Here is a 15,507-nt window from a genome sequence, read left to right as displayed (position 1 = left end):
GCCTTCGGGCGGTTTTTTTATGCCCCTAGCCTCCCCCGGTTCTCTGCCTCAATGCCGATAAATTTGCGCAATATCAATGATTAATCTGCTACATATAAGCCGTAGGTAAAAACAGAAAAGCTTGTGATACTATCGATAATCTGAGGTTCAACGAATAACTGCCACTTTTCAATTAAGGCCAAATTAATGAACGAGAAAGTTTTTAGTCTGCCCGTTGTTGAACAAATCTCCCCTTATATCAGCCAACGTCAACTGGACAACCTACCCGTTGTGGTCGTTTCTCACCCTAAAGTACGCGCCGCCGTTGCTCTGCAAGGTGCGCATCTGCTGGCATGGCAGCCTAGCGGTGAACAACCGGTTATTTGGCTAAGCAACAATACCGCATTTACCGACGGCGTAGCGATTCGCGGCGGTGTACCTATCTGTTGGCCTTGGTTCGGTCCAACGGCGCAGCCTTCCCACGGTTTCGCACGCATTCTGCCGTGGACACTGACCGCGCACGATGAGAATGATAACGGCGTGATGCTGACTTTCACGCTGAAAGACAGCGACGAAACCCGTAAATACTGGCCACATGCCTTCACGTTAATCGCTCGTTTCAAACTGGGCGTTGAATGTGAAATGGAGCTGGAATCCCACGGGGATTATCAGGCTGCCGCCGCCCTGCATACTTATTTCCAAATCGGGGATATCAGCCAGATTAAAATTAGTGGCCTGGGCGAGAAGTACATCGATAAGGTATTGAAAATCAACGACGCCGCTCAAAGCGGCGACCTGGTCTTTAACGGCCAGACAGATCGGGTTTATACCCAACCGGAACCTTACAGCCTGATTAAAGACCCGGCGCTGAAACGAACCATTGAGATTCATCATCATCACCAAAGCGACGTTGTTGCCTGGAACCCAGGCCCTGAGCTGTCTTGCAGCATGCAGGATATGCCAAATGATGGCTACAAAACCATGGTTTGCGTTGAAACTGCGCGAGTCAGTCAACCCATGGTCGCGGCCGATGAAGCGCCTGCTCGCCTTGCAATGACAATTCGCAGCCGCAAAAACGCCTAACAACGCCGCCGCACGCAATATCAGTACGTTAAAATGGAGCCTGGTGCTCCATTTTTATATGGGTCTATGCCTTGTAGCAGATAACCACATATATTCGTATGTATATGGCGACTTTCTTGCGCTCAGCAGCTATTGCATCGGTGAAATTGATTTCAAAAGCGTAGAGATTGTCGTTTTAATATGCGAATAGCCGATTCATAAATCGCTCTTTAGCCGGTTTCGGGGAACATAAATTCATCACTGTTTATTCCATCATTTCCTTTCCATTAAATACTTCAATTTTACTCTCTGAATCTACACTTTAGAATTTATAATTTGTATTTAGACTGGTTTCGATAATCCCCATCCATTCGGCTAATGCGTTAATGTAATGAAAGCCAAAACCTTTAAATTAATATGCGCCCTGTGTAGCATATCACTGAAAATAATAATCAGCGGGACTCGTAACTCTCCCGAGAATGAACATCATGAATTAACGAAGCGTCCTGATGACATAAACCAACTGGGTGAAATAAATAAAATAATAACTTTCTTCTGGTATCCAGTACCTTAACCATTTACCTACCTGATTAACTTATCCGTTTTAGTCTGAGTAAATAGACAACAGGATACATCCAGATTATTGGTAAAATATGGGATAGGAGATTCGCCGTTTAATCGAACGCAGAAATAGCTATGAGAACCCATTAAGTCTAAAAAATAGAATAGGGTTCCTGAAAACTCTTCGTTAAAACGGTTCGCCAATATAGAAATTCAATCCATATCAATACGATTATTAGCATTAAACGAATTGTTCTTCAAAAAATCTAAGGCGTGCCTGCGAATAGGCCATTCGCGCTAGGGAAATGATAAGAGAAAGCGTCAGTTAAGCGTTAAATTAACCAAAATCAGGGGCCTGCTGGCCCCTGTCATTCTATCTGATTATATTAATCAAAAAGTATAGGTCACACCGGTCCAGACGATACCGGTATAGGATTTATCAACCATTGGGCTGTCTTTAACTTCGCTCGACAGTTGAATATAACGGCCAAGGAAGAATGCATTCCAGCTAGCGTTAATTTGATAATGTGCAGACAACTCAGCATAAGGCGACCAGCTATCACTCGGCTCATAAGCGCTCAAAGTGCTACGCGCAGCTTCGTTACCACTCACGCCGTAGTAATATTTGTTCTGGTTTTTGCTGTTCCAGGTTACACCCACACCCGGCGTCAACAACCAGTTGTTCAGTTGGAATTTATACAGGTAAGCCACATCCCCGATCAAACCGTTACTGTTATCCAGCATGTCCCCCGAAATCGCGGTGCGAATAATTCCCCAGTCTTCGGTATGAGCATAAGACACGCCAGCCATTAACGTGCCGCGACGTTTGTCTAACTGCTTCATGCGCCAGTCGTCGCTATCATTCGGTCTGAAGTTTAACGGCAGAAAGTAAGCGTCCAGAGTCAGGCGGTTGCTATCATCACGCCACAGGTAATAACCGGCAGCCAGAGTACGGAAATAAAAATCATCACCTTCGTAATTGATCACAGGAACCGGATAAACGCGATCCTGTTTGCCCAAATACGGATCCGGGCTAACTAAGGCGGAAGCCCCTAAAGACCAGGTACCGGCATGTGCAGCACTGGCACAGCTAATGGCGATGGCTGCAGCAGCCAAAGTTTTTAGTTTAAAGGTTTTCACAAATTGTCTATTCCATATGTAAACAAATAATTAGTTGCCTTAGTGTAAAGCAACTGTTGGCTTTCTGCTGGAACTTTACATAAATTCAGGCAAAAACTCCGTGATTTATAAAGGAAATGCCTATTACCAAACCCGTAACATTTTCAATCACAGTGCGGTTTACGGCTGCAATTAGCCAAGCAATTATAGTAACTAGTGAAAATTATTGTTACTCTTCTGCGGATAAAAATGATGCTATCGCATCAATCTCTAAGCGCCTTTCTTTCCCGTCCTCAGATTATCGACCTACGACATCAATCCCGACGCTCATTCCAACCTTAGACCGAAAGCCGCAGTCTGACGCTGCGGATTGATTACAAAGATAAATAGGTTGCGATAGATTTGACAGCTGTTAACAGAAAGTAAGTAAAATTTATGTCGTTTTGATTACACCAGTATACCGGCACTTTCCCAGAATAAAAAACCAGCAAGAATCATAATTCAATCAGTTAACCCCGTAATATTAGCATAATACTCTAATTAAGTACCTTCCCTCACCGCAGAATTGGTCAATCTATCGCCATGGCCAACTTGACCTTTAGAACAGACGCGACCATAACAATAAGGTAGTAGTTTCAAAATTTTAACCCAATAAAGCCCTACTACTTTTTTATGTTCCCAACCATTCAAACAGGACGGGCATGCTATGAACATATTTGATCACTATCGCCAGCGCTATGAAGCGGCCAAAGACGAAGAGTTCACTCTGCAGGAGTTTCTTACTGTCTGTCAGCAGGATCGCAGTGCTTATGCCAACGCGGCCGAACGTTTGCTGATGGCTATTGGTAGCCCCGTGATGGTCGACACTGCGCTGGATTCACGCATGTCTCGGCTATTCTCCAACCGGGTTATTGCCCGATACCCTGCGTTTGAAGAATTCTACGGCATGGAAGAAGCCATCGAACAAATCGTTTCCTATCTGAAACATGCGGCCCAAGGGCTGGAAGAGAAGAAACAGATCCTCTATTTATTAGGTCCGGTGGGCGGGGGTAAATCCTCTCTGGCCGAAAGACTAAAAGCCTTGATGCAGCTCGTACCCATCTATGTGCTCAGCGCCAACGGCGAGCGCAGCCCGGTTAACGATCATCCGCTGTGCCTGTTTAATCCGCAGGAAGACGCGGCCATTCTGGCGAAAGAGTACAATATTCCTAACCGTTATCTCGGCACCATCATGTCGCCGTGGGCCGCCAAACGTTTGCACGAATTCGGTGGCGATATCACTAAATTTAAAGTGATTAAAGTTTGGCCTTCGATTTTGCAACAGATCGCCATTGCCAAAACCGAGCCGGGAGATGAAAACAATCAGGACATCTCCGCTCTGGTTGGGAAAGTGGATATCCGTAAGCTGGAAAATCACGCGCAAAACGACCCCGATGCCTATGGTTATTCTGGTGCATTATGCCGCGCTAACCAAGGGATTATGGAATTCGTTGAGATGTTCAAAGCGCCGATTAAAGTCCTGCATCCCCTGCTGACGGCCACGCAGGAAGGTAACTATAACGGTACTGAGGGTATCTCTGCCCTGCCATTCAACGGCATCATCCTGGCTCACTCCAACGAATCGGAATGGGTCACTTTCAGAAACAACAAAAACAATGAAGCCTTCCTCGACCGCGTATACATCGTCAAGGTTCCTTACTGCCTGCGGGTTTCAGAGGAAATCAAGATTTACGACAAACTGTTGGAACACAGTGAGTTAACCCACGCGCCTTGCGCGCCAGGAACGTTGGAAACGCTGGCTCGTTTCTCTGTCTTATCGCGTCTGAAAGAGCCGGAAAACTCCAGTATTTACTCGAAAATGCGCGTGTACGACGGTGAGAGTCTGAAAGATACCGATCCTAAAGCCAAGTCTTATCAGGAATATCGTGATTATGCCGGCGTGGATGAAGGGATGAACGGCCTATCTACTCGTTTCGCCTTTAAAATTCTGTCGCGCGTATTTAACTTCGATCACGCGGAAGTGGCGGCCAACCCGGTGCACCTGTTCTATGTTCTGGAACAGCAAATCGAGAGGGAACAATTCCAGCAGGACGTGGCTGAGAAGTATCTGGAGCACCTGAAAGGTTATCTGATTCCGAAATACGCCGAATTTATCGGTAAAGAAATTCAGACCGCCTATCTGGAATCCTACTCTGAATACGGCCAAAACATTTTCGACCGCTACGTTATCTATGCCGATTTCTGGATTCAGGATCAGGAATATCGCGATCCGGATACCGGTCAACTGTTCGATCGCGAGGCACTGAACGCCGAACTGGAGAAAATCGAGAAGCCAGCGGGTATCAGTAACCCGAAAGATTTCCGTAACGAGATCGTTAACTTTGTTCTGAGGGCGCGGGCTAATAACAATGGCCGTAATCCTAACTGGACCAGCTACGAAAAATTACGCACGGTCATTGAGAAGAAAATGTTCTCTAATACCGAAGAGTTACTGCCAGTCATCTCTTTCAATGCGAAAACCTCAACGGATGAGCAGAAAAAACATGATGACTTTGTCGACCGGATGATGGAGAAAGGTTATACCCGCAAGCAAGTTCGCCTGCTGTGTGAATGGTATCTGCGGGTAAGAAAATCTTCATAACCCGTTTGCCGATACAGTTCGGCATAACAGGTATAAACCCAATAGATTTCAAGCGGCAGCTTGAGAAATAACGGGGCTCCCCAAGAGATTTCGGGCGGCGGCAAGGCGGCAATTGAACACCCCCCAGTCATTTAGCCCGCTAAGTGACTGGGGTGAAGGAAAGCCGCCAACGCAACAACCGTTCGAAAGATGAAGGTGAGATTCAGGTCGATCGGATTCGGGGGACTTATGGGCTACTTTATTGACAGGCGACTTAACGGCAAAAACAAAAGCATGGTTAACCGCCAACGCTTTTTGCGTCGTTATAAGGCGCAGATTAAACAGTCGATTACCGAGGCCATCAACAAACGGTCTGTGACTGACGTAGACAGCGGCGAATCGGTTTCCATCCCTATCGACGACATTAACGAACCGATGTTTCATCAGGGACGCGGTGGCGCACGTCACCGGGTTCATCCTGGTAACGACCATTTTGTGACTAACGATCGGGTTGAACGCCAGCAAGGTGGCGGCGGATCGGGCAGTGGTCAGGGAAACGCCGGTAAGGATGGTGAAGGCGAAGATGATTTTGTCTTTCAGATCTCCAAAGATGAGTATCTGGATCTGCTATTTGAAGATCTCGCCCTGCCCAATTTGAAAAAGAACCAATATAAACAGCTGACTGAATTTAAAACACATCGCGCGGGTTACACGGCAAATGGGGTTCCGGCCAATATCAGCGTGGTGCGTTCACTGCAAAACTCGCTGGCGCGTCGTACCGCGATGACCGCAAGTAAACGGCGGTTGATGCATCAGTTGGAAGAAGAATTAGCTTTACTGGAAAACTCAGAACCGGCTCAGTTGCTGGAAGAAGAGCGTCTGAGAAAAGAAATTGCTGAATTACGGCAGAAAATCGAACGGGTTCCTTTTATTGATACCTTCGATTTACGCTACAGAAACTATGAACGTCGTCCTGAACCTTCCAGTCAGGCGGTGATGTTCTGCCTGATGGACGTTTCCGGCTCAATGGATCAACCGACCAAGGATATGGCTAAACGTTTCTATATTCTGCTGTATCTGTTCCTGAGCCGGACGTATAAAAACGTAGATGTGGTGTATATTCGCCACCATACGCAGGCTAAGGAAGTTGACGAACAGGAGTTTTTCTACTCGCAGGAAACCGGCGGCACCATTGTATCCAGCGCCTTAAAGTTAATGGATGAAGTTATTCAGGAACGTTATGACCCGGTGCAGTGGAATATTTATGCCGCTCAGGCGTCGGACGGCGATAACTGGGCTGATGATTCGCCGCTATGTCGCGAGATTCTGGCGAAAAAGCTGCTCCCTCTGGTGCGTTATTACAGCTATATAGAAATCACCCGCCGCGCACATCAAACCCTGTGGCGGGAATACGAGGCTTTGGAAGCACAATTCGATAATTTCGCTATGCAGCATATTCGCGAACCGGAAGACATTTATCCCGTGTTCCGGGAACTGTTCCACCGGCAAACCGCCGAAAGTTGATTGATCAGAAAAATACAAACCGGCCAAACATCAGCCGGTTTTTTTATCTCTTCAACGCTGTAACTACCCTGCTTATTCCTATGAAAATCAGCGGATCTAACCTCGTTCACCTACAGCAGTTGACTGATATTTAACTCTTCCATTAAACGGTAATTATCTGAGTAATCCACCGGAATCGCGATCACGGCGGGGCCGTCAACGTCCATAGCCTGACGCAGTTTGGCGGTTAATTCATCAGCAGATTCAACGGCAAAACCTTTGGCACCGAAGGATTCCGCATACATTTTGAAATCTATCGGGCCGAAACTGACGCCGGAAGGACGGTGGTATTTTTTCTGCTCTTGGATTTCAACCATGTTATACCCATTATCCACCCAAATAATGTGCAACAAATTACTCTTCAACCGCACCGCCGTTTCCAGCTCCATGCTGGATTGCATAAAGCCACCGTCCCCAGAAACCGACACCACTTTTTGATGAGGATTTACCAACGCGGCGGCAATCGCCCAGGGTAAGGCTACCCCCATGGTTTGCTGGCCGTTAGACATCAAAATCTGCCGCGTACGGAAACTATACAAATAACGTGCAATCCAGATATGGAAACTCCCCATATCCACGCACAGCGTCACGTCACTGTTAACAATATCCTGCATCGCACGAACTAATCTCAAAGGATGAATAGCAAAACCGTTCATGCGTTCGGCTCGGTTGGCCAAATCACGGCGCTGGCGACCGCGTTCTTCCAGCACCGCCTCGGTCTGTGAGGTCAGGATTAACGAACCGTTCAGCCGTTTGGTCAGCTCATCCAGCGTGGTGGCTATATTCCCCACCAGCTCTTTTTCCGGTTGATAGGCAATGTCAATTTCCGCCGGTAATACATCCAGATGGATTAAGGTAGCGTGGCCGCTGTTCCACAGCGCCGGATCGTACTCCACCGGGCTATAACCAACGGTGAGAATCACATCCGCCTGTTGCAGTAACTTATCACCGGCCTGATTATTAAACAGCCCAACCCGACCCGCAAAACGATCGAAATGCGCCTGATCGATAACCCCAGCCGCCTGATAAGTGCTGGTAACCGGCAGTTGGCTATGGCGCAGCAGGCGTCGCACCGCCTCGGCGTTGGCCGGTTGGCTCGCCATTAAACCTAGTAACAATATGGGATTCTTGGCCTTATTGAGCAGTGCCGCAACGTCGACGATATCTTCCGTCCGCGCACTCCCGTTAACCGGGCAAGGCTGATGAGCCAGAATACGGCTGGTTACCGGCTCATTAATAATATCCTGCGGTAGGCTCACAAAGGCGGCGCCTGGTCGACCAAACTCTGCGGTTCTGAAGGCGTTTCCCATAACTTCCGGCAATGCGCTCGCGGCGGTCACTTCCACGCTAAATTTGGTGACTGGCCGGAAAATGCTGACGGTATCCATGCTTTGGTGAGTGATTTTCAGGCTATCCGCCCGTTTCACCGCACCGCCGATAGCGACCACCGGATCCCCCTCCGACGTTGCGGTGGCCAGCCCGGTCACCAGATTTGAACAACCTGGGCCAGAAGTCACCAATGCCACGCCGGCCTTACCGGTTAAACGGCCAATGGCTCCAGCCATAAAAGCGGCGTTGGCTTCGTGGCGTACCACTATGGTTTCAATCGTAGAATCTTCCAGTGAATCAAATACCCGATCAATTTTCGCGCCCGGAATACCGAAAACCTGCTTAACACCTTGTTGCTCCAGATGATTCACCACCAGATCGGCACCGCATTTCCATTCCTGCATTTCAATTTCATGACTCATGACGTTGTCCTTTGTTACCGCTCTCATTACCCATCAGGGGGAATTAACTTTCTACCGCGCGAATCGCTGTATCGAGATTCAACGGCGTCAAATCTGCTTTCAGGAAGTCATTGTCCTGCGGTAAATCAATCACCAGCTTGGTCAACGTGCCGAAAGTCAGCTCTCCGTTTTCCAGTTGATAATCAAGTACATGGCCGCCACCGCTGCGGTCATCGGTAATAAAATGCTCGTGGTAACCCGCGACATTAATGCCTTGGGTATAAGCCGGGCTGCGAAATCCGATAATCACGCCGCTGCGATGCTCGAATTCAAACGTCGGCTGTTCGGCAATGGCTTCGAGCATGGGTTTATAAGGGCGTTGCTGACGCGGTACGGTGCGGGTTTCAACGTGGCTAAACTTGCCATCGATACGCAATGCGCAGAACAGATTATCGGTCTCGGTCACATCATCAATCACATTGTGAATCTGCTGGCGGCTCATTTTATGCTCAAAACAACGTTTTTCCGTCGGCTGGAAGAAGGTCATCACTGCGAAGGGCGTTTTCTGCTCAGGCTGGGCGCTACGGGCGCTACCGTCCGAACGCAATTGATAAATTTCGCTGTTGAACGCCACTAACTCCCCATCGAGATTGTTGAAGGTTCCTAATCCAAAGTCACCGTGCTGAAGCAGCTGCTTCATGGTGATATTGCCTTCGTAAACACCACTAATTAGCGCACTCATCAATGAGGTTTGGTACAAAACACACTCTGGATGCCCTTTCTGATGGGCAATGAAGCTCTGCGCAATCGTCTCTGCACATGAACATACTGGGTGGTCTTGTTTAATCATGTCGCTCTCCCTCTTATCTGTAACATAAATTACACTTATGTTTAGTTATAAGGTTGACGCCAGAACGACATAAGTACCAATATAGGAACCTCACTATTTTGATATCAAAAATATATGGAACATCGTTATCTGCGTTACTTCGTTGCCGTCGCTTCTACTCGGCACTTTACCCGGGCAGCTGAAAAGCTCGGCATCTCGCAACCGCCGCTGAGTCAGCAAATTCAAAAACTGGAACGAGAGATAGGTACGCCGCTGTTACATCGGTTAAGCCGGGGAGTTGAACTGACGGAGGCCGGTGAGGCTTTCTATGCCGACGCCCTTCATATTTTGCAATTGACGGATGAAGCGGTTGAGCGAGCCAAAAGCATCGCCCGAGGGGAAACGGGAAAACTACAGGTTGGATTTGCCAGCTCCACCGCTTTCCAACCGGCGGTTTTATCCTTGTTGCACCGCTATCGAGAAACCTTTCCCGCGGTCATTTTATTGCCTAGCGAAGAAATCATGCCGGTGCTGATGAACGATTTACACAGCGAACGCATTGACGTGGCTTTTATTCGCCAGCCTTGTAGCGCCAGTACCGAATTTACCTGTGAGGTGCTAGTGGAAGAAGATATGGTGCTGGTGCTGCCCGCCAATCATCCTCTGCACCATTGTGCCAAAATCAGCCTGCGGGATTTACAGCATGAAAAGCTGATCACCTTCCCAAGGGAAGTTGGCCCCGGCTTGTTTGATGCCATTATGAACGCCTGTTATCGCGCCGGATTTGAGCCAGAACTGGGGCAACAATCGCCACAGTTGGTTTCCGCCATCGGCATGGTCTCAGCAGGATTTGGTATCACCGTAGTGCCGCGTTCACTAACAACCATTCATGCAAACAATGTTACCTACCATGAAATTGATGATGACCAGCTAAAAACCCAGATTACGCTGGCCTGGCGCCGCCACGAGCGCTCCACCGCGGTCGTGAATATGGTGAATTTGCTACGGCGTGGCGGATAATCCGGCGATTATGTTTCGTGAATTTGCGCAAAACGTTCGGCGAGGAAGTCCAATAGGCTACGAACCGAAGGCAGCAACCCGCGACGAGACGGAAATACCGCATGAATAATTTCCGGTTTGGGTGCCCAATCCGGTAGCAGGCGAATCAACGCCCCACTCTCTAGTTGCTCCCTGACCATCATCAGCGGCAATTGCACCACGCCAACGCCAGCCAGCGCGGCACAGCGCAACGCCACCATATCGGCAGTAATAAACCGAGGCTGATGATTAACCGCCGCGTGAGCATCATTTGGGCCTTGCAAATTCCAGACAAAATTCTGCTGCGGTTGCCCTAATCCTAAACTGGGGATGCCGGTCAGATCTGCCGGTGATCGGATTTCATCGCACTGCGCCAGCAACGCCGGGCTGGCAACCAGACTCTGGCAACGATCGGCCAGCACCCGCATCACTAAATCGCTGTCCTCAATCGGTCCAGGCCGTACTCTTATCGCAATATCAATAGCTTCCGCCACCGGATCAACCCGGCGATTCGTGGCTTCCAAATGCACGCTCACATGAGGGCAACTGGCCATGTAATCCGCCAGCATCTGGCTCACGTTCGCCTGCAACAACGCCACCGGACAGGTGACTCTGACCACGCCACGTGGCTCAGCGCGGGTTAACTCAATAGACTCCTGCGCCGCTTTGGCCTCCACCAGCATGGCTTTACAGTGCTCATAATAGGTTTGGCCGATCTCCGTCACCGCAAAACGTCGGGTAGAACGCTGCACCAAGCGAACGCCCAATCTGTCCTCAAGCAGCGCCAAACGGCGGCTGAGTTTGGATTTAGGCATACCCAGCACTCGCGCGGCTGCGCTAAAACCACCGTGATCGACCACCTGAACGTAGTAATAAAGATCGTTGAGATCTTGCATAGTCACCTTATTGTTCATTTAATAGGACAGTGATGTGCTATTTTGCTATCTACCGCTTAAATTATCCTAAACCTATACTTTATCCAATACAGCAACCTACCTGTTGTAAGGAGATTATGATGAAAAAAGTACTAGGTGTTTACACTGCGCCACGTTCCCACTGGGTTGGCGACGGTTTCCCGGTTCGTTCTCTGTTTTCGTATCAAAGCCATGGCAAGCAGCTGAGTCCGTTCTTGCTGCTGGATTATGCCGGTCCGCAGGATTTTAAACCGAGCAATCACCCGCGTGGCGTAGGGCAACATCCGCATCGCGGTTTTGAAACCGTCACCATTGTGTATCAAGGTGAAGTCCAACATCGTGACTCAACCGGTAAAGGCGGCGTTATCGGGCCCGGCGATGTGCAATGGATGACCGCAGGCTCTGGTATTTTACACGAAGAGTTTCACTCCGAAGCCTTCAGTAAAAGCGGTGGCCCGCTGGAAATGGTTCAGCTGTGGGTGAACCTGCCTGCCAAAGATAAAATGGCCGCACCTGGATATCAGGCGATCCTGAGTCAGGATATTCCGCGCGTTGAACTGCCGGATAACGCCGGTCGTGTTCGGGTCATAGCCGGTGAGTTCGACGGCCATACCGGGCCTGCCAAAACCTTTTCACCGCTGAACGTTTGGGATATGCGGTTGAATCAGGGCAGCGTCAGTGAAATTTCTCTGCCGGAAGGCTGGAATACCGCACTGATCGTCTTGCACGGCACCATTATGGTGAATGGCGAAAGCATTGGTCGCGAAGCGGAAATGGTCTTGCTGGATTCAGCGGGCAGCCATCTGACCATTGAAGCCAACAATAATGCCGTCTTGGTATTGCTCAGCGGCGAACCGATCAATGAACCTATTGTCGGTTACGGGCCTTTTGTTATGAACAGCGAGCAGGAAATCAAAAATGCCATTAAAGATTTTAATGGCGGACGTTTCAGCTCTATCGACCATTAAAATCTTTGATGGCCGATATCTCAGCCCCGCCGGCCTTTTTAGCGCTGGCGGGGCTTATTCTTTCCATCAACGTAATAAAAACTCAATAATTTAATGAGTTACAAACAATGGTTATCTTTTTAGCCGGTTTTTCTGCGTTATTAGCTGTCGACAACAAGCATTCATTTAACTTTTAATTAGTCGATAAAAAGCGACAGATTGAATACGCATTAAAAACTCTAATTAATTTATAAATATTGCACTATATTTACTCTTTATGACCATGGGGTTTCTCTCCTAAGGTAGGTTAAATACACGCTAAACAGATTTAAAAAAATCTACTTGTCGTTGTACAAAGTCTGTTCTTTGGGGAAATGACTTTATTATATTTAATTTCTTTGTCAGTTATCCTATTCTGTTTCTATATAGATAGTGATATTTGATTTACATATCCGATGATTTTAGTTTAATGATACAACGGCCTAGGCGCTTCTATTGCTACAGGAATCCTCATGAGCCATTTAAATGACCCTTTCCCCACTGAAAAAGATCTGTCTGCGTACAGTGAACATGAGGCGCTGTTGCAAGCATTAAATCTTTCTCTGGCTATTATCGAATTCGATCTTAACGGCGTGGTAGTCAATGTTAACCAGAACTACCTTGATTACTTTGGTTATCAGCGTGACGAAGTCATCGGACAGTCCCATAAAATGTTCTGTAAGCCCGATTTTATCGGGAGCAAAGAGTATCACGCCCTGCGTAAAAGCCTGCGCGCTGGCCAGTCTCTGGAAGGTCGCTTTGAGCGGCGACATAAAGACGGCTCCCCGGTATGGCTCGCCGCGATTTATCAGCCGGTTCCGGGTCGCGACGGTAAAACCGCCAAAATGGTCAAAATCGCCAAAAATATCACTCAGCAGGTGGCGCTGGAATCCTCAACCCATGAATGGGTACAGCTGCTGACCGAACTGACCGACCGCAGCGATAGCGCAATGTTTATTGCCGGTGGCAGCGATGACGGTCAGCTAACCTTGTATATTAATCAGGGTTTTACCAAACTATTCGGTTACAGCGCACAGCAGGCACTGGGGCAACCGATTGCTGCCCTATTACAAAATAAACCGCCTTCCTCATCGATATCGGCTTCGTCCGACGACCTTCACCAAACGTTGCAGCCGGAAGAACTGTTTTATAGTCAGGACGGCCAGCCTCATTGGTGCTCGGCAACCATAAATTCGGTCTATGACGAACAGGGGAAAGCCAGTTATACCATTGGCGTACTGACGGATATTACCCCGACCAAAATATATGAAGTACTACAATATAAGGTATTGGAATCCTTAGTGTTAGAGCGCCCGCTGGATGAAGTGCTGAATATGTTTTGTCTCGAGATTGAACGCATTGCGCCGGAAGTCGTGGTGAGTATTCTTCAGGCGCGGGATGATAATACCTTACAGCATTTGGCGGCTCCCAGTTTGTCACCACACTACACCGACGCACTGCAACGGGTGCCCATCGGCCCGCACAGCGGCTCTTGTGGTACTGCAGCCTATCGCAAAGAACCGGTATTAGTGGACGATATCGCCAACGACCCTTTGTGTCGTCGCCTCCGTCATATTTTGCTGCCACTCGGATTATTAGCCTGTTGGTCTAGCCCTATTTTATCCAGCCAGGGAGAAGTGCTGGGAACTTTTGCCTTCTACTTTCGCGAAAAACGCGGCCCTAACGCCTTCCACCATAAGTTAGTCAAACTGTCCACTAACCTGTGCGCGCTGGCGCTGGAAAGAAAACAGTCACGGATGAAAATCCAGCAACTGGCGCTGTATGACTCACTGACCGGCCTGCCTAATCGCGCCCAGTTCCTCAACCATGCTCATCAGGCAATTAGTCAAGCTGAAGCGCAAGGGCAATCGCTGGTCGTATTAGTGATTGATATCGACCGCTTTAAGCAGGTAAACGATTCATTGGGTCAGGCTGCGGGAGATGAATTGCTGTGTACCATTGCCCAACGATTACGCGGGGATATGGCCAAACACGATATCATTGGCCGTTTATCGGGGGACGAGTTCGTCCTGATTCTAACCGCTTTTGACGTTGATAAAACCACGCTACGAGTCGAGAAACTGCTGGGTTGCCTGTCACAGCCCTGCCAGATTGCCGGGGTGACCATTATTCCTTCTGCCGGAATAGGTATTAGCCTGTATCCAGATAATGGCAAAGAAATCAATACGCTGCTGCACAATGCAGATGCTGCCAAGCACAAGGCTAAAGAGATGGGCCGTGGACAGTTCCAGTTCTTCAGCAGAGAAATGAACCAGCTAAATTTACAGCGTCAGGCGCTGGAAGGCGCGCTGCGTCAAGCGGTGCATCTCAATACCCTGCAGCTCTATTATCAGCCACAGGTCAGACTTCACGATAGTCAACTTTACGGCGTAGAAGCCTTAAGCCGATGGCATCATCCAACGCTTGGGGAGATCCCGCCGCAGCGTTTTATTCCATTGGCCGAAGAATGCGGGTTAATTAATGAACTCGCGCTGTGGACTATTAATGAAGCCTGTCGTCAGTTGGCGGAATGGCGCCTGCGTGGCCTTGATGTACCGTCTATTTCCGTTAATTTATCACCAACCAATTTCCATAATTTAGGGCTGCCGGATATCATCGCCCACATTCTGCAACGCTACCATCTGCCACCGCAGGATTTAACTTTGGAAATTACCGAAGATATTCTGATTGATAATAATCCCAGTATTTTTGCCACCCTTCATAAGATCCATAAGCAGGGAGTCAGGTTATCAATGGATGACTTTGGCACCGGCTATTCCAGCCTGAGCTATCTACGTCGACTGGAATTAGATGAAATCAAGCTGGATAAGAGTTTCGTAAACGATCTGGAGCACGATGAAACCAGCAGAACGCTTAGCGAAGCGGTAATCCGCATTGGTGAAAGCCTGCAACTCTCCGTCGTGGTAGAAGGCGTGGAAACCGAAGCGCAACGCAACTTGCTCAGCCGTCAGGGTTATCTCATCGGGCAGGGATATCTGTTTTCCGAACCGCTGGATGCTTCCGCCATGGAACAATGGGTCATTGCTCACGCGTCAAGCTGATGGGGTTACTCATCAGCCTAACGCGGGTTAACTCACTCCACTAC

At 48.6% G+C, this 15,507-nt stretch carries 10 protein-coding genes; 6 read left to right on the top strand and 4 right to left on the bottom strand.

Annotated elements, in window-relative coordinates; all coding sequences use genetic code 11:
• Positions 1-186 precede the first annotated feature (186 nt).
• Positions 187-1,062: a D-hexose-6-phosphate mutarotase gene (locus DBA33_RS02250; protein WP_120805439.1), complete on the top strand. Its 876-nt coding sequence runs from the start codon at positions 187-189 to the stop codon at positions 1,060-1,062.
• Positions 1,063-1,992: 930 nt separating this feature from the next.
• Here the strand turns inward: DBA33_RS02250 and DBA33_RS02245 are convergent.
• Positions 1,993-2,742 (bottom strand): MipA/OmpV family protein, encoded by a 750-nt coding sequence (locus tag DBA33_RS02245; protein WP_084414286.1) that lies wholly within the window; start codon positions 2,740-2,742, stop codon positions 1,993-1,995.
• A gap of 685 nt (positions 2,743-3,427) precedes the next feature.
• Between DBA33_RS02245 and yeaG the strand changes: the two genes are divergently transcribed.
• Both yeaG and DBA33_RS02235 read left to right on the top strand, forming a co-directional pair.
• Complete coding sequence (gene yeaG / locus DBA33_RS02240) at positions 3,428-5,362, top strand: protein kinase YeaG (RefSeq protein WP_049598161.1); 1,935 nt, start codon at positions 3,428-3,430, stop codon at positions 5,360-5,362.
• A 228-nt stretch (positions 5,363-5,590) separates the two neighbouring features.
• A complete protein-coding gene (locus DBA33_RS02235; RefSeq protein ID WP_064513555.1) occupies positions 5,591-6,865 on the top strand; it encodes a YeaH/YhbH family protein in 1,275 nt (424 codons plus the stop codon).
• Between the two features lie 110 nt (positions 6,866-6,975).
• Here the strand turns inward: DBA33_RS02235 and alsS are convergent, their stop codons facing one another.
• Both alsS and budA read right to left on the bottom strand, forming a co-directional pair.
• Positions 6,976-8,655, bottom strand: coding sequence for an acetolactate synthase AlsS (gene alsS, locus DBA33_RS02230; RefSeq protein ID WP_120805437.1), 1,680 nt, complete (start codon positions 8,653-8,655; stop codon positions 6,976-6,978).
• 43 nt (positions 8,656-8,698) lie between these two features.
• A complete protein-coding gene (budA, locus tag DBA33_RS02225; protein WP_064513551.1) occupies positions 8,699-9,484 on the bottom strand; it encodes an acetolactate decarboxylase in 786 nt (261 codons plus the stop codon).
• 114 nt (positions 9,485-9,598) lie between these two features.
• Between budA and DBA33_RS02220 the strand changes: the two genes are divergently transcribed.
• Positions 9,599-10,483 carry a LysR family transcriptional regulator gene (locus tag DBA33_RS02220; RefSeq protein WP_120805435.1) on the top strand — a complete coding sequence of 295 codons (885 nt, stop codon included), beginning with the start codon at positions 9,599-9,601 and terminating at the stop codon, positions 10,481-10,483.
• 8 nt (positions 10,484-10,491) lie between these two features.
• Here DBA33_RS02220 and DBA33_RS02215 read toward each other — a convergent pair whose 3' ends face one another.
• Positions 10,492-11,397: a LysR family transcriptional regulator gene (locus DBA33_RS02215; protein ID WP_064513547.1), complete on the bottom strand. Its 906-nt coding sequence runs from the start codon at positions 11,395-11,397 to the stop codon at positions 10,492-10,494.
• A 119-nt stretch (positions 11,398-11,516) separates the two neighbouring features.
• On the opposite strand from DBA33_RS02215, the gene DBA33_RS02210 reads away from it, so the two are divergent.
• Positions 11,517-12,383, top strand: a complete 867-nt coding sequence (locus DBA33_RS02210; protein WP_064513545.1) for a pirin family protein — start codon at positions 11,517-11,519, stop codon at positions 12,381-12,383.
• A gap of 491 nt (positions 12,384-12,874) precedes the next feature.
• Positions 12,875-15,463: an EAL domain-containing protein gene (locus DBA33_RS02205; protein WP_120805433.1), complete on the top strand. Its 2,589-nt coding sequence runs from the start codon at positions 12,875-12,877 to the stop codon at positions 15,461-15,463.
• The last annotated feature ends 44 nt before the right edge of the window (positions 15,464-15,507 follow it).

Origin of the sequence: Yersinia sp. IP36721 (genome assembly GCF_003634395.1) — a bacterium.
Classification (GTDB): Bacteria; Pseudomonadota; Gammaproteobacteria; order Enterobacterales; family Enterobacteriaceae; genus Yersinia; species Yersinia entomophaga.
This window is presented reverse-complemented; position numbering and strand designations above follow the sequence as displayed.

What these genes read in the sequence shown, in the direction of transcription:
- DBA33_RS02205 (WP_120805433.1), top strand. Translation starts at nt 12,875, where the DNA reads ATGAGCCATTTAAATGACCCTTTCCCCACTGAAAAAGATCTGTCTGCG.
- DBA33_RS02250 (WP_120805439.1), top strand. Translation starts at nt 187, where the DNA reads ATGAACGAGAAAGTTTTTAGTCTGCCCGTTGTTGAACAAATCTCCCCT.
- DBA33_RS02215 (WP_064513547.1), bottom strand. Translation starts at nt 11,397, where the DNA reads ATGCAAGATCTCAACGATCTTTATTACTACGTTCAGGTGGTCGATCAC.
- DBA33_RS02235 (WP_064513555.1), top strand. Translation starts at nt 5,591, where the DNA reads ATGGGCTACTTTATTGACAGGCGACTTAACGGCAAAAACAAAAGCATG.
- alsS (WP_120805437.1), bottom strand. Translation starts at nt 8,655, where the DNA reads ATGAGTCATGAAATTGAAATGCAGGAATGGAAATGCGGTGCCGATCTG.
- yeaG (WP_049598161.1), top strand. Translation starts at nt 3,428, where the DNA reads ATGAACATATTTGATCACTATCGCCAGCGCTATGAAGCGGCCAAAGAC.
- DBA33_RS02210 (WP_064513545.1), top strand. Translation starts at nt 11,517, where the DNA reads ATGAAAAAAGTACTAGGTGTTTACACTGCGCCACGTTCCCACTGGGTT.
- DBA33_RS02220 (WP_120805435.1), top strand. Translation starts at nt 9,599, where the DNA reads ATGGAACATCGTTATCTGCGTTACTTCGTTGCCGTCGCTTCTACTCGG.
- budA (WP_064513551.1), bottom strand. Translation starts at nt 9,484, where the DNA reads ATGATTAAACAAGACCACCCAGTATGTTCATGTGCAGAGACGATTGCG.